This window comes from Phaeodactylibacter sp. (assembly GCF_040219495.1).
Classification (GTDB): Bacteria; Bacteroidota; Bacteroidia; order Chitinophagales; family Saprospiraceae; genus Phaeodactylibacter.
On sequence record NZ_JAVJSK010000092.1, the window covers coordinates 1 to 21139 of the forward strand.

At 53.0% G+C, this 21139-nt stretch carries 17 protein-coding genes; 7 read left to right on the forward strand and 10 right to left on the reverse strand.

Annotated features, from left to right (window positions below):
* The coding region (locus RIC19_RS14065; protein ID WP_350178965.1) for a T9SS type A sorting domain-containing protein at positions 1 to 358 on the forward strand (358 nt) is incomplete at its 5' end.
* Between the two features lie 42 nt (positions 359 to 400).
* Here RIC19_RS14065 and porG read toward each other — a convergent pair.
* From porG to RIC19_RS14085, 4 genes are all read right to left on the reverse strand, one after another.
* Positions 401 to 1228, reverse strand: coding sequence for a type IX secretion system protein PorG (gene porG / locus RIC19_RS14070; protein ID WP_350178966.1), 828 nt, complete (start codon positions 1226 to 1228; stop codon positions 401 to 403).
* A gap of 189 nt (positions 1229 to 1417) precedes the next feature.
* Positions 1418 to 3301, reverse strand: a complete 1884-nt coding sequence (locus RIC19_RS14075; protein WP_350178967.1) for a CocE/NonD family hydrolase — start codon at positions 3299 to 3301, stop codon at positions 1418 to 1420.
* A 43-nt stretch (positions 3302 to 3344) separates the two neighbouring features.
* Positions 3345 to 4013, reverse strand: a complete 669-nt coding sequence (locus RIC19_RS14080; RefSeq protein ID WP_350178968.1) for an HAD family hydrolase — start codon at positions 4011 to 4013, stop codon at positions 3345 to 3347.
* A 44-nt stretch (positions 4014 to 4057) separates the two neighbouring features.
* On the reverse strand, positions 4058 to 4513 hold the full coding sequence (locus RIC19_RS14085) for an excisionase family DNA-binding protein (protein WP_350178969.1): 456 nt from the start codon (positions 4511 to 4513) through the stop codon (positions 4058 to 4060).
* A 119-nt stretch (positions 4514 to 4632) separates the two neighbouring features.
* Here RIC19_RS14085 and RIC19_RS14090 point away from each other — a divergent pair, with 119 nt between their 5' ends.
* Positions 4633 to 5691: an alkane 1-monooxygenase gene (locus RIC19_RS14090; RefSeq protein ID WP_350178970.1), complete on the forward strand. Its 1059-nt coding sequence runs from the start codon at positions 4633 to 4635 to the stop codon at positions 5689 to 5691.
* Positions 5692 to 5696: 5 nt separating this feature from the next.
* On the opposite strand, the gene RIC19_RS14095 is transcribed toward RIC19_RS14090, so the two are convergent.
* The 6 genes from RIC19_RS14095 to RIC19_RS14120 form a co-directional block, all read right to left on the reverse strand.
* On the reverse strand, positions 5697 to 8384 hold the full coding sequence (locus RIC19_RS14095; RefSeq protein WP_350178971.1) for a bifunctional acetate--CoA ligase family protein/GNAT family N-acetyltransferase: 2688 nt from the start codon (positions 8382 to 8384) through the stop codon (positions 5697 to 5699).
* A gap of 3 nt (positions 8385 to 8387) precedes the next feature.
* Positions 8388 to 9398 (reverse strand): histone deacetylase family protein, encoded by a 1011-nt coding sequence (locus RIC19_RS14100; RefSeq protein WP_350178972.1) that lies wholly within the window; start codon positions 9396 to 9398, stop codon positions 8388 to 8390.
* A 59-nt stretch (positions 9399 to 9457) separates the two neighbouring features.
* The gene (locus tag RIC19_RS14105; protein WP_350178973.1) at positions 9458 to 11326 is read right to left on the reverse strand and encodes a CBS domain-containing protein; all 1869 of its coding nucleotides are present in this window, start codon (positions 11324 to 11326) and stop codon (positions 9458 to 9460) included.
* Positions 11327 to 11389: 63 nt separating this feature from the next.
* Entirely contained in the window at positions 11390 to 12244 is an 855-nt protein-coding gene (locus RIC19_RS14110; RefSeq protein ID WP_350178974.1) for a universal stress protein, read from the reverse strand.
* 32 nt (positions 12245 to 12276) lie between these two features.
* Positions 12277 to 12642 (reverse strand): hypothetical protein, encoded by a 366-nt coding sequence (locus tag RIC19_RS14115; protein ID WP_350178975.1) that lies wholly within the window; start codon positions 12640 to 12642, stop codon positions 12277 to 12279.
* A 162-nt stretch (positions 12643 to 12804) separates the two neighbouring features.
* The gene (locus RIC19_RS14120; RefSeq protein ID WP_350178976.1) at positions 12805 to 15426 is read right to left on the reverse strand and encodes a DUF5686 family protein; all 2622 of its coding nucleotides are present in this window, start codon (positions 15424 to 15426) and stop codon (positions 12805 to 12807) included.
* A 302-nt stretch (positions 15427 to 15728) separates the two neighbouring features.
* Here RIC19_RS14120 and RIC19_RS14125 point away from each other — a divergent pair, with 302 nt between their 5' ends.
* From RIC19_RS14125 to RIC19_RS14145, 5 genes are all read left to right on the forward strand, one after another.
* A complete protein-coding gene (locus RIC19_RS14125; protein WP_350178977.1) occupies positions 15729 to 16052 on the forward strand; it encodes a hypothetical protein in 324 nt (107 codons plus the stop codon).
* A gap of 36 nt (positions 16053 to 16088) precedes the next feature.
* On the forward strand, positions 16089 to 17966 hold the full coding sequence (gene mutL / locus RIC19_RS14130) for a DNA mismatch repair endonuclease MutL (RefSeq protein ID WP_350178978.1): 1878 nt from the start codon (positions 16089 to 16091) through the stop codon (positions 17964 to 17966).
* A 48-nt stretch (positions 17967 to 18014) separates the two neighbouring features.
* Positions 18015 to 18686 (forward strand): rhomboid family intramembrane serine protease, encoded by a 672-nt coding sequence (locus RIC19_RS14135; protein ID WP_350178979.1) that lies wholly within the window; start codon positions 18015 to 18017, stop codon positions 18684 to 18686.
* A gap of 132 nt (positions 18687 to 18818) precedes the next feature.
* The gene (locus RIC19_RS14140) at positions 18819 to 19766 is read left to right on the forward strand and encodes a rhomboid family intramembrane serine protease (protein ID WP_350178980.1); all 948 of its coding nucleotides are present in this window, start codon (positions 18819 to 18821) and stop codon (positions 19764 to 19766) included.
* Positions 19767 to 19928: 162 nt separating this feature from the next.
* Positions 19929 to 20978: an endonuclease/exonuclease/phosphatase family protein gene (locus RIC19_RS14145; protein ID WP_350178981.1), complete on the forward strand. Its 1050-nt coding sequence runs from the start codon at positions 19929 to 19931 to the stop codon at positions 20976 to 20978.
* The last annotated feature ends 161 nt before the right edge of the window (positions 20979 to 21139 follow it).

The window sequence follows — 21139 nt, forward strand, 5'->3', positions numbered from 1 at the left end:
TTTGTTATCGCTTGAGCCCGGGTTTTACAGCCTTTCTGTTACGGATGCAAATGGTTGTTTGGCCAACTTCAGCTTTGAGGTAGAATTGGCGAGTGGGCTGAACGATAGCTCAACTATACCATGGAGGCTTTTTCCGAACCCCACGGCTCAAAAAGTTTACGTTGAGCTCCCTGCAGGCGAGCCTGCGTTATTGAGGTTCTTTGATGGGACCGGGCGGTTAGTTTTTGCCCAAAAATCATCTGGAGGAGCCGGGCGTTATGCTATTAACCTGGAGCAGCTTGCACCGGGTATGTACTGGGTGCAGGTGATAACAGAGGATGGAGTGCATAAGGGCGTGAAGCGTTTGATCGTCCGTTGATCCTGCTCAAACCCTACTTGTACCGGGGGGAGGAATGGCCTCCTACCGGCTATACTCCGGGCAGCGCACATCCCCAAAGTAATAGAGCAAGCCAATGCCCAGCGTGATGAAAGTGTCGTTGTTGTTGCTGTTGCCCCGCTGCGTGCCTTCCCGCCCGATTTGACTGTTGGGAGCGCCTTCTATTTCGATGGAGCGGTCGGACAGAGCCACCGCCAGCTCACTCCGGAGCTGCCGGATGTCGTCTTTGTCGGCATAGACGGTGCTGACATCATCCAGGTAGTCGGTGAAGAGGGAGCGGGCGTTAATCTCAAAATTCAGGCTCCACTCGTAGCTCAGGTCTATTTTAAAGCCAAACCCATAGGACAAGCCACCGTTTACGCTGTAGTATTCCTCGCCTTTGAATTGCCCTTCGGTACCCAGGGGGCGGAGCTCTACCATTTCTCCCTGATACTCCGTCATGGGGTTAAAATGGAAGATATTGAAACCCGCAAACAGGTAAGGGGTGAAAAACTCATCCGGGTCGCCGTGGTTGTAGGGCAGAAAGTTGAATTCAAACTGGAACGTACCATCGATGATGTTACTTTCGAAGCTCAGATTGCGGGCCCGCTCGAAGGTATTGGGAGAGTCCGCATCGGAGGCGGAGACTTGTGCAAAGTTAGCCGAGGCCTTAAAGCACAAGCGTTTGTTGAAATTATAGCGGGCAATCAGGCCACCCGCCAGTCCTGGCTCACTAAAATCGTAATCCGTATTCAGATCACCCAGGTAAAAGGAGGTGCCTGCCCAGCCACCAGCTTCCCAGCCCTTTTGAGCATGAGCAGTAGTGGTGCAAAGGATGGCGAAGGCCAGTACGGCCCAGGTATATGTTTTCACGATGTTCATGTTATCCAACGCTAAAGTTTGTCTTTCCTGTAAAGGAACGCAAAGGTAGGAAACATGGTATATTTAAATGGAGATTAAATGAATTATCGGCAGAGGGACGCCAGGGATACTCCCAATACCCTGATCTGTTAAAATTAGCGGATCAGGGCATTGGGAGGATAAATTCAGGGGGACTAGATGCTACCGTACGATCGGCAGACGTACCTGCGAGGGGTACTGTGCAGAATGATGCACCTGATTGCGGGCTTTGACACCTTCGGTCTCATCCCAGTTGTTGCCACCGGTGTTGAGGTTGCGGGTGAAGCGGGGGAAGTTGCTGCTCGATACCTCGATGCGGATGCGGTGCCCTTTTTCAAAGTAGTTGCTGGTGGACATAGGCGTAAGGTCAACTTTGTACACCTCGCCCTCTTCCATAAACACTTCCTTGTCGTAGCCCTCCCGGTAGCGCACGCGCTGTATGGTCTCGTCCAGGTTGTAAGCCCGCCCGTCCGGATACACATCGATGAGCTTGACCGTGAAGTCGGTGTCTTTGGCATCAGAGGAGACGTAAAGGGTGGTCTCAATAAAGCCGCTGATTTCCATACCTTCTTCCAGGGGCGGGGTGGTATACACCAAAATATCCTGCCGGGCTTCCAGTTCCTGCTGATCGAAGGCACCACCGTCTATAGCACCACCAGTACAGCAAACGTTGCCGCCTACGCTGGGCACCGGGTTCATCGGGTCGTAGGTGAAGGCATCGGGCTGATCAGCTGCGTCGGGCATTTGGGTAGTCAGCACACCGTTGCCGAAAAGGCTGTTGGCTTGCCCCTCACTGTCAAGGTAGTAGGTGGTTGGCTCCGTCGATTGGGGCGGCCAGGTCTCGGCGGTCTGCCATTGGTTGCTACCCATAGTGTAGTAGCGTACTCTTGGCATTTGGGCCGGGTCCTTGCTTTTATCATCCTTCAGCCAGTAATCGAACCAGCCGTAGATCAGCTCATCGTAATTGAGGCGGGCGTCGCCTACACTGCGCTCTCCCACAATCGTGTTTTCGGTGGCTCGGGTGTAGGCACAGTGGAGCACCGGGGCGATCACCAGATATTGATCCTCACCGACTTCCGGGTTTTCGCGTACGTGGTTGAACAGGGCGAGGTTGGGGCTGATGGACACATCATACCAGGAGGTAAACCAAAAACTGGGCACCCCAAAGTCCATGGTATCGTGGTACAAGCCGCCTTCAAACCAGGCCGGGTCGTTGGGTTTGCGCTGTATCATATCGGTGTAGACGCCCTTTGGGCCGTCCACATTTTCGATGATGTCTTTCACCGGGAGGTGCCTGAAGGCCTCCTTCCAGTCTACATCAGGCGGATCGGGTACGAGGTCGAAGAAGCGCGACATACGGATGAGTTCTTCCTGCGTTGCGTCTTTGGGGAAGGTGGGGCGCACTCGGCCATTCTGCACCCAGTACAGCCAGGAAGTAAAGAGCATCTGCTGGGCGCCGCCCCGGTACCAGTTGCCCTGCTCGTAGTAGTCGCCCACCGTGCCAATACCGGCACCATAACCCTGTGGCACCATAGCGGCATGGGAAGGATGGTCGAGGGCAGCCACCGCCATTTGCCACTCCGCCGTGGAGGAACAGCCGAGGGTGCCAATTTTCCCATTGCACCAATCCTGATCGGCCATCCAGCTAAAGGCATCGTAGCCATCAGTCAGAGGGACGCCAAGGATGTCCCACTCCCCTTCTGAAAAATAGCGGCCGCGCTCGTTTTGGACCACGTAGGCGTAACCGCGTTTGACCGCTTCCATCGCGCGTTGTACCTGGCGCTTATTCAGCTTGCCCTCTGAGTAGAGGTTGAAATTATAAGGCGTGCGGGAAAAGATAACCGGTACGGGCTCGTCGGTTTTGGGCCGGTAGATATCGGTGGCCAGGCGGATGCCATCGCGCATAGGCATCATGACTTTTTGCTCCACGATGGCGATTTCCTGCACTTCTGCCCAGAGGGCATCAGCTTCGTCCTGGCTAAAGGCAGGCAGGGCAATGGCAAGCAGGCTCAGGAAGAACCAAGCCTGTAGGATGTGTTTTTTCATACTAATCAATGGTGTTGTTGGTCAAAAGGAAAAGGTACGGAATCTACAGGATTTCGTACTTCAGGGCATTAAAGTCCTCAATATACGCCAGTACATTCGGCAGGTGGCTAAACTCGGCGGGCTTGTGCGTTGTGGTGACGACAATTACCGGGCTCCCGGCATTGTGGGCCGCCTCGGCACCCGTGGGGCTGTCTTCAAAAATAACGCAGTCTTTAACAGGGATGTCCAGCCCGGCAGCGACTAACTGATAGATTTCCGGGTCGGGTTTGCCCTTGGTGACATCACCGGCGTGTTTCACTGTGGCGAAGTAGTCGCGCAGCTCCAGGTTGTCCAGTACAAAGTCCACGTTCTCCTGGGGCGCAGCCGTACCGATGCCCATAGGCAGTTCCGCCTCCCAGGCCTCTTCCAGAAAATCCGACAGCCCCTCGATCAGTTGCAACTGCTCCTGAAAGACGCGGCGGTATTCAGCTTCCTTGTCCTGCGCGTGGTAGTGGCGCTCTTCGTCATTGAAGCGGTCTCCAAACAGGCGCAGCAGGATTTCCTCGTTCACTCCGTGGATTTCCCGGCGGACCTGCTCCAGCTCCATTTCCATACCAAGGCTACGGAGTTTGCGCTGCCAGGCTTCGTGGTGCGCCATCATGTTGTCGACCATCGTGCCGTCCATATCGAAAATGAGGCCCTGAGCAGTGGTTTGATATAAAGTAATTGGCATGCTTGGTTTTTGTGGTGAAGGTAGTGTTTTCTTAGAGCAAAGGTTTAGTATCCAAAATTGAGCTTTTGCGCTTGTTCAGCTAAGGCATCCAACGCTTCTGATTGTAATTCTTTTTGGTGTTGCTGGTACGCTATAATAGCACTCAGGCTGACCCTTCTATGAGTACCCACCTTCTTAAAAGGCATTGCTCCATCCTCTAATAGTTTAATGAGGTGCGGTCTTGATATCTGCAGTAAATCAGCCGCTTCCTGAGTGCTAAGCTCTACATCTGATGGCAAAAGAGAAAAAGGCTTGCCTTCAGAAATCAGGGAAAGCACCTCCTGAAGTACCTGCAAAGCTTGTTTGGGTAGCTTCAGTTGTAGGGATGGCAGGCCCTGTGCATCAACTGATAAGTCAGTCGGAGAATCTGCTTTTTTTTCCAGTGCTGATGTGATTGCTTTCGCAGAAAACGCTGCCATCTGACGTTCTTCCTTGGATAATACCGGATAGGTTTTACTCATATTGGAATCATTTCTTCAATATAAACGAAATAATCGAAACATAGTTCCATTTCCATGACCGGACACTACTTTTTTGACTGAAAAACCGTATTTTTAAAAAGCCAACCAAAACTCAAATTATGAACCGCCGCGACACCAAATACCTGATCGCTTATCTGCTGCCCCTGTCCGCCTACACTGCCATCTACGTGGGGGGCATCTGGTCTTTTGCCGCCATCTACCTGGGCTTTATTGTGATTCCTGTGGTGGAGTTGTTTGTGCCAAAGTCGCCCGAAAACCACCCGCAGGCCACAGAGCCGGAGCGTGCCCGGGCGCGGTTGTTTGACTACCTGCTGTATTTCAACGTGCCTTTGGTGTATGGGCTCGTGGGCTACTACCTCTACACGCTGTCGCAGGGCGGGCTTGCCGGCTATGAAATCACGGGCATGACCTGTAGTGTCGGTTTGATTTTGGGCACAGCGGGCATCAACGTGGCGCATGAACTGGGCCATCGTGCCGACCGTTTCGAGCGTTTTTTGGCGAAAGCCCTCCTGCTACCCGCTTTGTACACTCATTTTATCATTGAGCATAACCTGGGCCACCACAAACATGTGGCAACGCCCGAAGACCCGGCTACGTCCCGGCAGGGCGAGCTGATTTACATCTTTTGGTTCCGATCGGTCATCGGAGGTTACTTCAGTGCGTGGCGGCTGGAAGCAGCACGCCTGGAAAGGAAAGGGAGGCCCGCTCTAAGCCTGCAAAACGAGATGATCCGGTTTACAGGACTACAGCTGGCTTATCTGACCGGTGTCGGCTGGGCTTTTGGCTGGGCGCTGGTGCCTTTTGCCATCGCTACGGCAGTATTTGGCTTCCTCATGCTGGAGTCGGTCAACTATATTGAACACTACGGCCTGCAACGCCGGCAGCTCGACAGTGGGCGGTACGAACGGGTAGGGCCACATCACTCCTGGAATTCTGACCACGAGCTGGGGCGCATTTTCCTGTACGAGCTGACCCGCCACTCTGATCATCACTACAAAGCTTCACGTAAATATCAGGTTCTCCGGCATCAGGACAAGAGCCCGCAGCTGCCTACCGGCTATCCGGGGGCGATTCTGCTGTCGCTTGTGCCTCCGCTTTGGTTCCGGGTGATGGACAAGCGGGTAGAGCAGCACAACCGGCAGGTAGGGGGAGAATAGCGGCCTCATTCCTGAGCAGCGCCTTTCAGGGGCAGGCTGACATGGAAGGTCTCGAAGTCCTCCCGCTGAATATCGAAGCCTTTGCGCTCGAAGAGGGTAAGCATGCCTTTGTTAGAAGCGAGTACGGTGGCGTAGATTTCCCGGAGCTTCATGTCCCGCCCAATTTCGATGATGTAGTCGGTCATTTGGCTGCCCAGGCGTTGCCCCTGCCATTCGTCCGCAATAAGAATAGCGTACTCGGCAGCCTCTCCCCAAGGGTCGGCGATGATACGCACCACGCCAATCATCTCTTCTTTCCCTTCTTGCTCTATGAGCGCCACGATGGCCATCTCCCGGTCGTAATCGATTTGCGTAAAGCGGGTCATTAGCTCGTGCGTCATCTTCGGTACATAGCCAAAGAAGCGGAAGTAAAGGGACTCTTTGGAAAGCCGGTTGACCATCTCCAGCTCCATGGGCTCATCCTCAGGGCGGATGGGGCGCAGCAGGACTTCCTGCCCGTTCTTTGCTTTGATGGTGCGTTGGTACCGGCCCGGGTAGGGGGGCAGTACAAGGTGGGCGAAGGGTTTGCGGTCGGCCCGGCTCACATCAGGATCAAGGACCACGTGTGCGTCTAGCATAACCCCCTCCTGGTCATCCATCACAAATGGGTTGATGTCGATCTCCTGGATTTCCGGGAAGTCCATCACCAGATAGGCAAATTTGCACAAAGTGAAGGCCAGCAAGTCCAGGTCCACTCCCTTGCGGTTGCGATAGCCTTTGAGCAGCGGGTAAATCTTGGTGCCTTCAATCATGCGTTGTGCCAGGGCCATATTCATAGGGGGCAGCCCCAGGCGGGTATCCTGGTAAACTTCCACTGCAATACCGCCTTTTCCAACGGCGATCACCGGGCCCAGCAGAGGGTCCTTACGCGAACCGATCAGCAGCTCAAAGGGTTTGTTGACCATGCGCTCCACGACTACGCCGCGGATATCCGCTTTCGGGGCCTGCTTGCGTATATTATCCAGCGTTTGCCGATAGGCCTCCCGGACTGCTGCTTCATCTGTAAGGTTGAGCTGTACCCCGCCAAGATCAGATTTGTGATAGATATCAGGGCTGGCTACTTTTAAGGCCACCGGGTAGCCGCATTGCTTTGCGAATGCCACCGCTTCTTCTACGGAATGCGCGAGCTGATAATTCGTGACCGGCATTTCGTAATAGGACAGGAGTTCTTTGGCTTCGCTTTCCATAAGCTGTTGCCGGCCCTCTGCCAGGACTTTCTTAATCAGGGCCAGCGCCTTTTCCCGGTCAGGCTTGAACTCCATAGGCTCTTCCGGAGGTGTTTCGTACAGCAGTTCCAGGTTGCGGTTGTACTCGTGAATACGCAGGAAGACATCCACGGCGCTTTCCGGGTAGCGATAGTGAGGGACTTTGCCCTTTTCCAGGATTTCCCGCCCTTCGGCCACCGCCTGCTCGCCCATCCAGGTGGCCAGCACCGGCTTGCGCGAACGCTTACCGGCCTTTGTGACCGCCTCGGCAATGGCTTCGGGGTCGGTATTGGTCTGATAGGTGAGAATGACGAGCACGCCATCGGTGTTTTTGTCCTTTAGCATGATTTCCAGGGCCGTCTGGTATACTGATGCGGAGGCATTGCCCCGTACATTAACCGGATTGTTGTGGCTCCAGTTTACCGGCAGGCTTTCGCTCAGCTTTTCGTAAGTCTTTTCAGTAAGCTGGGCCAGTTCGCCCCCTTTTGCCACCAGGTAGTCGGTGGCTAAAATGGCAGGCCCCCCGGCATTGGTCAGAATAGCCATGCGGTTGCCATTAGGCCGGGGCTGCATCGCGAGCGACTGAGCACTGTTGAACAACTGCGCAATGGTGGAAACGCGGATAATGCCTGAGCGCTGAAAGGCCGCAGAAAAGACCCGGTCGTTGCCCGCCAGGGCGCCAGTATGCGAACGCGCAACCCGGCGCCCTTCCCGGCTGCGCCCGGCCTTCAGTACGATGATCGGTTTGTGCCGGGCAAAGGCCCGGGCAGCACTCATAAACCGGCGGGCTTCCTTGATGGTCTCCATATACACCAAAATACAGGTGGTATGGTTGTCGGTCCCGAAAAAGTCGATCAGGTCAGCAAAGCCTACGTCGGCCATTGCGCCTACGGAGACAAAGTAACTGAACCCGACATTCTGCTCCATGGCCCAGTCGAGCGTAGACATGCCCAGGGCCCCACTCTGGGAAATGAAAGCAATATTGCCCGGGTTCGCGATACGGGAAGAGAAACTGGCATTCAGGCCCAAATAAGGATTGATAAAGCCCATGCAGTTGGGGCCTAGTACCCGTATGTGGTGCTCACGGGCAATTTTTTTGATGCGCTCCAGACGGTGCAGCCCTTCTTCATCGGTTTCATTGAAGCCGGCAGAGAGTATAGCAATACCTCCCACGCCCGCCTTCCCACACTCTCGCACAATGCGCAGGACTGCATAGGCAGGGGCGGTAATGATGGCCAGGTCCGGCGCTTCAGGCACATCACCAATATGGTAGTAGCTCTTCAACCCGAAGACCTCCCGGTGCCGGATATTGACCGGTGTAATTACACCTTTGAAGTCACCTTCCAGGAGGTTGCGCATGACCGTAAAGCCGATGGAGGTAGATTTATCAGAAGCACCAATAACAGCGATGGAGCGGGGTTGGAATAGCTTTTTGAGTTGCTTGCGCATGCATTAAAATTTCCAGTAAGAACGTAAATTGCCCATAACGGCGTGCACATAAATTTCAAAGGTTTCCCAAACCCGCATACCTGAGAGGGTCTCTTCTTCCTGATAGGGCATATCAAGCCCGTTCATGCCAGCAAGAAAGTTGAACAGGCAGCGGGGCATCTCATCGGTATTGTAACCGCCTTCCAGAGTAGCAAACATATTGCTGAAACGCTTGCGCAGCCGATGCCCGAGCTTGTAATAAAACCCTGCGGAGGCTTTCAGGTCCAGCAGCATATCGCGTTGGTGCATATCGAAGCCTGCGGAAAGCGCCAGCACATCGGGCTGGAACTGCTCCAGGATGGGGAAGAAATAGTCCAGCGTCTCGCTCAGGATATCGTCTGCAGAGCCGGGCGGCAGGGGTACGTTGATGTTGAAACCTTTGCCCTTGCCTACGCCAATTTCTTCCACGAAGCCGTGGCCCGGATAAGCCGGGTATTGGTGCATCGACCAGTAGAGCACCTGATCGGTGTTGTAAAAAATTTCCGAGGTGCCGTCTCCGAGGTGGCCGTCGAAATCAAAAATGGCCACGCGCTTGCCTTCTTCGACCAGCCGCTGCGCTGCGATAGCTACGTTGTTGAATAGGCAAAAGCCACTGCCCCGGTTGGGGTAGGCATGGTGCCCGGGTGGGCGTACCAGCGCAAAGCCATTCGTATCGGCGGCCATGACAGTAGCGCCTACCGCAAACCGGGCGGCTTCAAAACTCCCGGGAGAAGTGGGGGTGTCCCCATCCAGAGCCTGCCCGTATTCGCAGGCAGATTTGATGCGCTGAATGTGGTCTCTGGTGTGCACCAGCGACAAAAAAGGCGCCCCGTCAATGAGTTCCGTTTCCGGTAGCTCGCCCATCACCTCAAACCGTTTTTTGTTTTCCGGGTGTAGCCCGGTATCGTGCTCCAGGACCACAGGGTGGTAAATCAGCTGCATAGGCTTTGTATCGGGTTGCGGTGAGTGCGCGAAAGCGCCGGAGGTGCCATTCATAGGGGCTTGGTTGTCTTGATTTGAGCTGCCGCCAGGTTCAATCCTTTAAAGTAGTGGATTTACCACTGGTTGCCAAATAATTCCCGAAAATCTGAGTCTGTTAGTAAACCGATGATCTGTTCCTCACGAACGATAGGCATACAGCCTATTTTGTGCTGTTTCATCAATTGGGCGGCTTCCTCCAGAGGGGTCTGTTGTGAAACGGTGATCAGCGTTTTGGTCATAATATCACTGACCGGGTCGTGGTCATCTCGGCTGGCAGCGGCTTCTATATTAGTGCGTGTGACCAGTCCCTTCAAATTGCCATGATCGTCTTCAATGGGTAAATGGCGCACCTCCTTCCATTCCATGATGGCCTTTGCCAGTCCGATAGGCTCTTGCTCATGAAGGGTGTAAAGGTCAGTCTTCATCACCCGGCCAATCGTGGTGGCTTCTTTTTTGACTACGTAGACCTGACCGGCATCAATATCGGGCCAGTCGTGGATCGGGATATCGGCTTCCTGACCCTGTATCATGGCATCTGTGACTTCCCGTACGGCTACGCCCGCACCGAAACGTTCGGCGATATTGCGGAAGTTTTTGATGGTCCAGCAGGCCCCATTGGCATAGGCGGATACCCGGCGCTCAATAGTGGACAGATAATACCGGGACTGCTCATCGGAGAAACCGGATTTCTGCAGCCCTTCTGCGGCCAGGGGCAGCAGCTCTTCGAGTATAATCCTTCTTACCGGACGGTGCTTGCCATTCCACCCTAAGGAGGCATGCAGGCTCGACCGTGCAGCCCGGTAGAAATTGCTTTTGGCATGCTGGAAAGGCACCGACTCGTGCAGGTTAAGGTAACGGGGCGGCATCCCTTTCATCAATCCAATCCAAAATGCGAAGTTGGCCATCTGGTCTTTTACCGTAGGCCCGGCAGGAATATAGCGATTTTCCAGCCTCAGGTGAGCTTGTTCATCGTCCCCCACACCATAGCAGGGCCGGTTCCAGCTGTAAATGGTGCCGTTGTGGAGCCGCAGGGCTTTTAGTTGTGGCGTGCCCCCGGCATCAAGGGTGGCCAGAGCATCCTCCTGTATGTCACCGGTAAGGATGAGCGGAAAGCGGGTAATGTTGTCCTGGAAGAGCTGAACGGGGGAGTCATCCAGCCAGCCCCGCCCAAAGTTGACCCGGTTATGCCGGTCGCGGATCTGATTGGCAGAGCGTCGGGTATCAATGCTCTGCTGAAAAAGAGCGATCCTGGTTTCGTGCCAGAGCTCCCGCCCAAACAGGAGCGGTGAGTTGGCCGTAACTGCCAGTACCGGAGCAGCGATGTACTGCGCCCAGTTGTAGGCTTCTGAGAAGGATCGGGGGTCTAGCTGCAAGTGCAACTGCCAGCTGGTGTTGGCGGCTTCGTACATCACGGAGGGCATTGACGTGGTCAGTTCATCGGCGCCGTGGATGTTGATTTCGAAAGCCCCGCCCCGCAATTGGGTCAGCCCCTGATTGAGCACATCAAACCGCTGTAGGGGCGTCATATGCTCAAGGTCGAGATGGTGCCGCTTTATGGTGGGCAGTATGCCTGTGAGGATGTGCTGAATGCCCTGCGGTGCGGCGACTTCTTTGAGTTGTGCGAGGAGGTAGCGTAGTTGAGCTTCTGTCTTTTGCAGCGCACTGCCATTGAGTTCGAATGGCGATAAATTGGCCTCCAGGTTAAATTGTCCGATTTCAAAAGTGAAATCTTTAGGCAAATCGGGCAGCAGGCTGAAGGCCAGCGAAGAAGGGTGGCGGGCAGCATCGACCATACAGAGCTCCTGCTCTGCGCCAATGCGTTGATGCCCTTTTTCGAAACGATCTTCTTTGATCATACGCTCGAGGGCCTGCACATCTTTGATGAGGTTTTGCAAATAGGCGGCCCGGTTTTCGGTGGCGGGCCTAACGGCTAGGTCTCCCATAATACGGGGGTTTGTATGCGCAGGAAAAGAGCTGGCATGATTAAGGTTTCAGGTGTAGTGGGGCTAATGCTTAAGCATCAACAGTGGGACTTTGGTGTGCAGCGCCATGTTTTTGGTCTCGCTGCGGCGGAAAAGGCGATCCCACCAGGAATGTTGAGGTACATACATGGCCAGTACATCAATTTCAAACGACTCGATGAAGGCTTCGAGCCCATCGGTTACGTTTTGGCCTTCCAGCGAGTGGAAACTGATTTGCAAGGCCGGGGCATGGTTGTCGAAAAACTTGGAAAGCCCCGCGATGTCAAGGGTTTTCTCAACGGCGTTGTCGAGGTTGATGTGCGCGCAGCGTACAATTGGCTGGAACGGTGCCATTAGTTTACCGTATTCCCAGATATGGAAGGGATCCGCGTCACCCAGGTTGGTAGCAAAGCCGGCGACGTTGATGTCATGATAGGAAGCATGCTCGGGGACAACCCAAACGTGGCAGTGGGTATGCTCTACCACCGCAGTCGTCACACTGCCCCAAAACCGGTCTAAGGCGTTGTGCTCTCCCCGGGTGCCCATCACGATGAGGTCCACTTCGTCCCGCCGGGCTACATGGGCAATCATGCTGGCCGGGGTCCCTATCTCGACGTCAGAATTGATAGTTGGGATGCCGGACAACTGACCGGTGGCGTGCATCTGAGTCAGGCCGATTTCTACAAATTCTTTTATGGCTTCCCCGGCGGCGGCGGCTTTCTCCTTGGTGGCTTGTGCAGCCATTACGGGCAGGTCCAGTGCTTCGTATTCGGGGTAAATCACGTGCAATAACTCAATGTCTGCCTCGAATTTATCCGCCAGCATGAGTGCATAACGGAAGGCATTCTGAGCGGTGTCAGAAAAATCAGTTGGGACTAGGATTTTATTGATGGTATCCATGGCTTTTGGTTTTGGTCAGTAAGGGCAGTAGTCTATCCGTAGTACAGTATGAAACCAAGCAAACCGAAGACAAAGACCATGCTGAGGCTCAGTGCAAGGCGTGCCGGCCAGTAGCGGCCCCGCTCCGGTGCGATAAGCTGCGTGCCGGCGGCAATGAAACCGGAAAAAGCAAGGATCCACCCAATCGCAAAAAAGCCGAGAAGAAAAGCCAGGACACCCGTGGCTGACAGCCAAAGTGCGGCTTGCCCCTTAAGCTCCAAATCCTCCGGTGTATCATTTAAAATGGATGGTGCGCCGGGCTGAATGCCCGAAGGCGGTGCTAAGTTGGCGTGTTCATGGACTGGGCGCGCTTGCTCAGCCGCCAACAACATACTGTGGAAAGACAAACCCTGTTGCATAATATCAGGTTTTAGTATTGTCTTTCAAAACAGCATTTTTTCTACCGCATCCCTGATGAGAAATATCAAGCCTGCCCCCTGATTTTTGTCACAGCTGGGCTCAGCGTTTGTTGGGGGCTTTTGGAGCGAACGCAGCCCGAAGTGTAAAATCCAAGCATAGTCTTACTCTCCAATACTGAACGTCCCCCCACCTATATTGGAAGCGATACCAATCAGGATGCCCCAGTCACGGTAGCCCTGATTATCAAAACCAACGACAGCCTCTACCCGGAAGAGGCGCAGGATATTATCGAGGGAATACCCAAACTCGTAGTAGGTGCCCGAGGCGGGCGTAGCCAGGATGTTGGCAAAGAGGTTTTCTTTTATGCCCATGAGGCGGACTTCCGGGAGCTGTGTGACGAGGAGCTTGCGGAACTGATAATGGGCAGAGGCCCCTGCAAAACGGTCCATAGTGCTGAACTCGTAGTAGGGCAGGCGGCGGTAGCTCCCGGCCGGCGAAGCGGTCGTGAGCGTTAGCTGGTTGCCGGTAAAGTGCTGGTAGTCTGCAAAGCCGACATAGTTGTTGTTGAGGAACAGGCCGGCTTCTGCCCGGAGGTCCAGCCGCCCCCGCACACCAATTTCCAATTGATGCTTCACACCGAATTCAAGGTAGGTAAAGTCGGTCTGACTGCCTTCAATGCCCTCCAGCCCCTGCCGGTAAGTGAGGTGCAGCGTTGGGGAGGAGTGCTCAATAGGCTCCCGCTCCCCGTTGTAGATTTTGTACCGCTGCCAGGGGCGGGCAGTGAGGGTGGCCCGCAGGACGAATGCGCGCTCCTCCTCAGGCAGGCTGTTGCCAAGCTCCCGGCTCAGGGGGAAGTTGGAAGCGTAAGACCGGTCGTCAAAATTAACCCAGACCTGCCGGGTTTGATTGTACAGCTGGTAGCGGTTGGCCCATTCGGCAGAGAGGTCCAGGCTGATATTTTCCCTGAACTGATGCCGATGAGAAAGCCGCAGGTAGTCTTTCTCGTACAGCCGGATGAAGTTACGGTCGGTAAACAGGTTGACATAGGTGTTGAAGAAGAAGCCAATGGGTTGGTCGCCGTTGTAGCGATGAATGTACCGGCCGCCTTCCAATCCGGTATAGTGGGCTCCGTAAGAATAGCCGACTGTCGCCTTGCCGGTCAGTTTCTCCCGTGCAAAGGCATAGCGGGGCGTGACAGTAGCCGAGAAACGCCGGTCGTCTTTTTTGTAGGCATAGCCCAGGTCGCTGTGCAGGCTGAAGCCCTCTACCGGGTTGAAATAGGCACGGGGCAATAGGGCCGTATGCGAAAAGGTCTGATGTTTACCGATCTTATAGGAGTTGCCAAGGAAAATATCACCCAGGAACCCAAACTTGCCACTATTGCTTATGGAGGCCATGGAGTCGGCTTCTTCTTCAGCTTTTTCAGCCTTCGCCAGGCTATCGAGTTTTTCGTAACTGCGGGCCTCGATCTCAGTGAGAGGCACCGGCCGGATCGTAGCCCAGTAGACGGAGTCTTTTTTGTAAGCCGTGGAATCGATGATGTATTCCCGGTTTTCGACCACTTCGGGTTCTTCTTCCTCTTGCTGTTCCTGCCGTTCGTACTCCCGCATCAGTTTTCGGAGCTCTTTTCGGGTCAGCTCTTCTCCACTGCTTAGCCGTTCCTCAGGGGTAGCGGCGGTTGCTTCCTGCTTGCGGCTTTCTTTTAGCTGTTGGGCCAGTTCCTTATTGAGTTTTTCATCAATGACTGTAAAGTCGCTGTCCAGGTCCGGGTTGAGGGTGATCGCATAATTGCTTACCGTAGCCAGGTAGCGGTATTCGAAACGAAAGCCCAGAAACTGCCCCTCTACATTAAACTGATGGCTGACCGGGAGCCAGGCTTTTTCGTCAATGGGGGCGTAGATTTGCTCGATTTGGAAGGTAATGCCCTGTTGCAAGGTGCTAAGGTTAAGGCTGTAGATGCTCCACCAGTCTTCCACGATGTAGAGATAGCCTTCAAAAACACCATCCCCGTTACTGCGTGGCGTGACTTTTATTTTGTTGATGCCATAGCCACGGTCCATAAAGAAGCCCTCCAGCTCAAAACGGTAGTAGGCAAATGCGCGGGGCGAAAGGGGCGAAATGGCACCGGAGATCTCTGGTTCGTAGAAACTGCCGTTGATGTAGTTGGTAGGGGAAGTGGAGCGGTCGTCCCCGTTGCTGTACACGGAGATTACGCGTTCGCGGAAGGTAGAGGGGCGTTCGTACTCAATAATGCTAACGGATTCAGAGGTGAAAGCAGTCGCGGTATCCAGGCCCTCTTTCTCTAGCGTGTTCCGGAGGAGCCGTGGCACCTTTTTGATCCGCCCGGTGCCCTTGATGTAGACCTCAGCGGAGTAGGCGTCAAGCTGTTGCCGGTGATAGCTTGCCTTGGCAATAGCCCGCCGCATGATGGTATAGGCCGGGTTTTCTGAGCCCTCGAGCACATCCACCGCCTCAAGTTGCAGCGGCTGCTCCTGTAGGGTGACGTTGAGCAGCTCGAAGCGGGTGCCCACCGCAACAGACCGGGCTAAAGTCTTATACCCCAGAAATTGAAAAATAAGCTGATAATTGCCTTTGGGGAGCCGGACTTCGTACTGCCCGTTTTCATTGGTGGTGGTGCCGGTGCCGGTCTCTTTAACAAAAATACTGGCGTAAGCCAAGGGAGCACCATCGGGCCCGGTCACTTTGCCGGAAATGCCTCCGGTTTGTGCAGACATCAGAGCAGCAGAGCAAGCCAAAAGTAGCGTAGTCAGTAATAGCTTCATAAATCAGGGTTTGTTCAATCAATGAGGGTGCAAATAACGTACAGTAAAGATGAAAGCTCATTTCTTTTAGCCTAAACTGTTCATTCTTACGATGAGCCGGCCCGCCAAAAAAGGGCAGCTCTGCATCCATGTACCAGATAACTATTCCGGGAATCGTTTTGTTAGTAACAATATCGTATTTTACCAGAAGCATTAGTGTGGGTAAACGACGTGTTTCATGCTTCGATGCCTTAGGTTTGCTGAACGTTTGCGCGCAAGTTCTTCCGGAACAATCCACCAGTGCTTAATGAATACCTTGAATTATGGCGTTTATCAAATTTTCAAAACTGCCAAAACACCAGCAGTACCAATACAAGCCCCGCTTCTGGAACCCTGAAAAGGAGGACCTGGAGGAACGGCTGAAACAGGTGGAAGAAGTAAAATCGGGAGATGCAGAAGGCGTGAAAGCGCGGTTGTCTGGCAGCTTCCGGCGAGGATATCAGAAAGCAGAAGATATGCGCTTCCGTAAGCGGCAAGTGCAGCGCTCTAATTTCGTCCTACTGGGTGTAATTGCTTTGTTATTACTTTTTTCTTACCTGTTTATCAGTGTATATTTGCCAGAAATAGCAGCAGCTGTGGGAGAATAGCTAGCTGATTAGTGACCAAAACGAGGAGTTTCCGATATGGCTGATCTTATTCAGCTCTTGCCCGATGCTATCGCCAATCAGATTGCGGCTGGAGAAGTTATACAGCGGCCTGCTTCAGCAGTGAAGGAGCTGATGGAAAATGCAATTGACGCAGGCGCTACGGAATTGAAATTGGTGATCAAAGACGCAGGTAAAGGGCTTATACAGGTCATTGACAACGGCTGTGGTATGTCTGAAACGGATGCCCGAATGGCTTTTGAGCGCCATGCGACCTCCAAAATCCGGGCCGCACAGGACCTGTTCGCTATCCGGACGATGGGCTTCCGGGGTGAAGCTCTGGCGTCTATTGCGGCCATTGCTCAGGTGGAAATTAAAACCCGCCGGCATTCAGACGAACTGGGGACCCGTATCCTCATTGAAGGCTCGGAAGTGAAGACGCAGGAGCCTTGTCAGTGCCCGCAAGGCACCACGATCTCGATAAAAAACCTCTTTTTTAATGTGCCTGCCCGCCGCAACTTCCTCAAGTCCAATCCGGTGGAAATGCGGCACATCAATGATGAATTCCAGCGCATCGCTATCGCCAACTCCGATATCTTTTTCTCCCTCCACCACAACAACAACGAAGTCTTTCATCTGCCCGCCGGCAAACTCCGGCAGCGGCTGATCGGCGTGTTTGGCAACCCTTCCAATAAAAAGCTGGTGCCCGTAGCTGAAGAGACCGAAGTGCTGCGGCTGAATGGCTACGTGGGCAAGCCGGAATTTGCCAAGAAAACCCGGGGCGAACAATACTTCTTCGTCAACAACCGGTACATCAAGAGCAACTACCTGAACCACGCCGTGGTGTCGGCTTACGAAGAGCTGCTACCGAATGGGACTTACCCTCTATACGTCATCTTCATCGATATTGACCCCAGGCGTATTGACATCAACGTGCACCCGACCAAGCAGGAAATCAAATTTGAAGATGAACGCCTGGTATACAACTACCTCCGGGTGGCGGTACGGCATGCGTTGGGGCAATACAATATCATGCCGAGCCTTGATTTTGAACAAGACCCCACATTTTCGCAGTCGGCTCCTATCCGCCCCCGGCCCCAGCAAGAATCAACGGTCAACAGAACTGATGCGGGAGGAGGTAGCCAAAAATCAGCAGCAAGTGGCAACCCTGATGAAACCAGCCGGCATTCGAGCAACCTCAGGCACTGGCAGGATGTGTACGAGGGGCTGGATGAATTCGATACCGAATCCTCAGCACCGGCATTGACAGAGGGCAGAAATGACGAGCCACTTACTCTGGAGAGCGACTGGCAGGAGGAACAGGCCCCGGCATCCGGAGAACAGCCCCAGAAGAAAAAATCGCCTACGCAGCTGCACAATAACTATATCATCACTCAAATTAAGTCGGGCCTGATGCTGCTGGATCAGCAAGCGGCCCACGAACGCATTCTCTACGAGCAATACCTGAATGTGCTGGCTCAGCAGAAAAGTACGACACAGAAGCAGTTGTTTCCCCGTACTCTTTCACTACCCCCGGCAGATGCCGCCTTGCTGAAGGAGCTCCTGGAGCCTGTCAATCAGCTGGGCTTTGATATTCAGGAGTTTGGGGCCAACACTTTTGTCATTAATGGCGTGCCCGCAGAGCTTGCCGGTAAGCAAGACGACCTGCAGACGATCGAATCGCTGCTCGAGCAATACAAAAGCAATCAGGAGCTTAATTTGGGCACCCATGAAAATATTGCAAGGGCAATGGCGCGCAGTGCAGCGATTAAAAAAGGGAAAGTACTGGAAACGAACGAAATGCAAACCCTTATTGATCAGCTCTTTGGGTGTCAGATACCTTACCTGAGCCCTTCTGGCAGGCGGTGTTTTATTACAATGGAATTGGACGAGCTTGCCAAACGATTTGAGCAATAAAGCGTTGTTTAGTTGCTTACAGCCTAATCATTATCTACTCCAAAGCCTATGTTCAGAGTTACGGAAGTCGTCAAACACCTGCTCGTCATCAATATACTGATGTACCTGGGTACTATGCTGCTGGGAGACCCCTCTCACGGGACCTCCCTCGATTTGGTCAATGAAAAGGTAACCGATTTCTCCCTGTGGGGGCGGTACCGGTTGGCGATGTTCTTTCCTACATCGGATTATTTTCGCCCTTTCCAGATTGTAACGCATATGTTTATGCATGCGGATATCGGGCACCTGTTCTTCAATATGTTTGCGGTGTTCATGTTTGGCCCGCCACTGGAAGCCACCTGGGGCCCCAAGCGTTTTTTATTCTATTACCTGGTTGCAGGCTTTGGTTCTGTATTGCTCCATACCCTGGTTCGGGGCATAGAGATATATTGGTTTGGTGAATCCATTTTTGCGGCTAATGTTCCTTCCCTTGGAGCGTCAGGTGCTGTTTTTGGACTGTTGGTAGGTTACGGAATGCTATTTCCGGAGAACCGCATTATGTTGTTGATCCCACCTATTCCACTTAAGGCAAAGTACTTTGTGCTCATTTACGCCGGCGTTGAACTATTCATGGGGCTGGGCAATTTAAATACCGGTGTAGCCCATTATGCACACCTGGGAGGAGCATTATTTGGTTTTTTGCTGATACTGTATTGGCGTAAATTTGGATCAAGGCTGTGACTTTGGCCTAATGCTAAAAGACATTGGTCCTGAAGACTGGATAAAATGAACAGAAGCTAGTACCTTGTGAATCCCCGGGCAGGACATTTTAGCCCGTCCATAACATTAATAAATTTTAGAACCGATAAATGCATGCTACAGTCAATCTGGGACGATGCTAAGCGAGAACTCAGCCGGGGGAATATGATCACCCAGCTGATCATCATAAATGTTGCGGTATTTGTTATCATCAATTTAGTCCGCCTCTTTCTTTTTCTGGGCAACGGTGGTTCTGTACCGGAGTTGTACAGCACTATTCTGCACTTCTTTTGTATGTCTTCCGACTGGAAATTCTTCCTCACCCACCCGTGGGGCATGTTCACCAGTATGTTCCTCCACGAGGGCTTCTGGCACTTGCTTTGGAATATGCTCTTCCTGTACTGGTTTGGGCGTATCGTAGGCGACTTCATCGGCGATCAGCGTATTCTGCCGCTCTACCTGCTGGGGGGGCTGCTGGGGGCCATTGTTTTCTTTATCTCTGCCAATTTGCTGCCCTATGGTATGGGCGGGCGTTTTGCGCTGGGGGCATCAGCGGGGGTGATGGCGATCGTTGTAGCAGCGGGTACGATATCCCCGGACTACATTATGCGTTTGTTGTTCCTGGGGGATGTCAAGCTGAAGTATATCGTGGCAGTCCTGGTATTCCTGGACCTCATCCTGATCCCCAATGGGGGTAATACCGGCGGGCACTTTGCGCACCTTGGTGGTGCTTTCTTTGGTTGGTTTTTTGTGGCACAGCTCCGCAATGGGAACGATTTCTCCGAACCAGTCAACAACGTACTGGATAAAATCCGGGATTTATACACCCGTGTGACTTCCGGCAAGAGCAGTAGCCGCGGCCCCAAAGTGGTCTATCGCAACCCCAACCGGAAAAAGAGTGCCACCACACGCCGTGGGCAGGCAGCCTCAGATACCAACAACGGCAACAGCAGTGCCTATCAGGAAAAGCTGGATGCCATCCTTGATAAGATTAAAGACTCCGGTTACGATAGCCTGACCAAGGAAGAAAAGGAATTCCTTTTTAATGCAAGTAAGCGCTAGTGGATGGAGGCGTAAATATTTGACAGTCAAAGACCGGGCACCAGAAAGGGCTCAAGCGTGAAAATACTATCAAATAATTCGGTCTAGTCGCACTAGTGCTTTGTCAGAGCTCCAAACATGCTCTGATACTAAAGTATATGCACCAAACACCCTGAAATCCTTATGCTAAAGCTACTAAGATGGTTGAATATCCTATTGGTATTGCTTACACTGGCTAGCTTTTTGGCATCATGGGTGAGCCCCAAAGTGTTTTGGCCCTTATCTTTTTTCTCGCTGCCCTTCCCCTGGCTGTTACTTGCCAATCTGCTCTTTATTATTTTCTGGGCGTTGATGCGCAAATATCAGGCTTTCCTCTCTCTGGGTTGTATACTGCTGGGCTGGTCCCATCTTACTGGCTTTGTGGGGCTTAATCTCCCCGGAGATCCGGAAGGCGCTGCACTAGTGGTCAAAACCTTCAACGCCTACGGGTTCCGAAAGGAAGCAAAAACCGGAAAGCGGTATCAGGCAGAAGAGCTGCCTGACTTATTCCCCACAGAAGGGGTCGATGTATTGTGCCTTCAGGAATTCCCCACCTTCTACCCTAAGAACTACTTCATCGACTACTTTAAAAACAAAGCAGGCTTTAAGTACGCTTACGCCATTCCAAACGGCGCATTGGCTATTTTTAGCCGCTACCCGATCGTGGAAACCCACACCCACTACTTTGTTAAGCATTTCAACGGCTTTCAGTGGGCGGATATCAAAGTAGAAGGTGAATTGGTACGGGTCTTCAACCTTCACTTACAATCCAACGGTGTATCCGGGATGGCCAATGAGGTTGCCGAAAAGGGCAATCTGAATGAGAAAAAAACATGGGGTAAAATCCGGGATATGGCCGCCCGGTTCAAACGGGCCGAACAACGCCGCGTGGAGCAAACCGAGGCCGTAGTCGAATCCATCAGAAAGAGCCCGCATCCGGTCCTGCTTTGTGGCGATTTCAATGCCACCCCGCAGTCTTACTCTTATCGTCAGTTGTCTGAAGGCCTTAAAGATGCATTCCGGGAGGCGGGAACAGGCTTTGGCACCACCTATGCGGGCAAGATACCGGCCCTGCGCATCGACTACCAACTCTACAGCCCTGCGCTGAATGCGATAGACCATGATATTTGTACCGAGCGCCTTTCCGATCATCATTCTGTCGTGGTGCATTATGAGTGGCGTTCCACCAACTGACTCAATCAATAGCCCTATTCACACGACCAAAGGGTAGACTGAAGAAAAAAAACAGTTTGCCACCCAACGTTCCACTAACTTTATACGTGAAGGTTCACAGTGCCGCTTAATGAACAGCTGCCCTAATGGTCAGGTGATCGTTTTTCAATGCTCTAAAACAT

Bases quoted from the DNA above. Each gene is read 5' to 3' on its own strand.
- RIC19_RS14080 (WP_350178968.1), bottom strand. From the start codon at position 4,013: ATGCCAATTACTTTATATCAAACCACTGCTCAGGGCCTCATTTTCGAT.
- RIC19_RS14115 (WP_350178975.1), bottom strand. From the start codon at position 12,642: ATGCAACAGGGTTTGTCTTTCCACAGTATGTTGTTGGCGGCTGAGCAA.
- RIC19_RS14140 (WP_350178980.1), top strand. From the start codon at position 18,819: ATGCTACAGTCAATCTGGGACGATGCTAAGCGAGAACTCAGCCGGGGG.
- mutL (WP_350178978.1), top strand. From the start codon at position 16,089: ATGGCTGATCTTATTCAGCTCTTGCCCGATGCTATCGCCAATCAGATT.
- RIC19_RS14145 (WP_350178981.1), top strand. From the start codon at position 19,929: ATGCTAAAGCTACTAAGATGGTTGAATATCCTATTGGTATTGCTTACA.
- RIC19_RS14105 (WP_350178973.1), bottom strand. From the start codon at position 11,326: ATGGGAGACCTAGCCGTTAGGCCCGCCACCGAAAACCGGGCCGCCTAT.
- RIC19_RS14090 (WP_350178970.1), top strand. From the start codon at position 4,633: ATGAACCGCCGCGACACCAAATACCTGATCGCTTATCTGCTGCCCCTG.
- RIC19_RS14085 (WP_350178969.1), bottom strand. From the start codon at position 4,513: ATGAGTAAAACCTATCCGGTATTATCCAAGGAAGAACGTCAGATGGCA.
- RIC19_RS14110 (WP_350178974.1), bottom strand. From the start codon at position 12,244: ATGGATACCATCAATAAAATCCTAGTCCCAACTGATTTTTCTGACACC.
- RIC19_RS14120 (WP_350178976.1), bottom strand. From the start codon at position 15,426: ATGAAGCTATTACTGACTACGCTACTTTTGGCTTGCTCTGCTGCTCTG.
- RIC19_RS14135 (WP_350178979.1), top strand. From the start codon at position 18,015: ATGTTCAGAGTTACGGAAGTCGTCAAACACCTGCTCGTCATCAATATA.
- RIC19_RS14100 (WP_350178972.1), bottom strand. From the start codon at position 9,398: ATGAATGGCACCTCCGGCGCTTTCGCGCACTCACCGCAACCCGATACA.
- RIC19_RS14075 (WP_350178967.1), bottom strand. From the start codon at position 3,301: ATGAAAAAACACATCCTACAGGCTTGGTTCTTCCTGAGCCTGCTTGCC.
- RIC19_RS14095 (WP_350178971.1), bottom strand. From the start codon at position 8,384: ATGCGCAAGCAACTCAAAAAGCTATTCCAACCCCGCTCCATCGCTGTT.
- RIC19_RS14125 (WP_350178977.1), top strand. From the start codon at position 15,729: ATGGCGTTTATCAAATTTTCAAAACTGCCAAAACACCAGCAGTACCAA.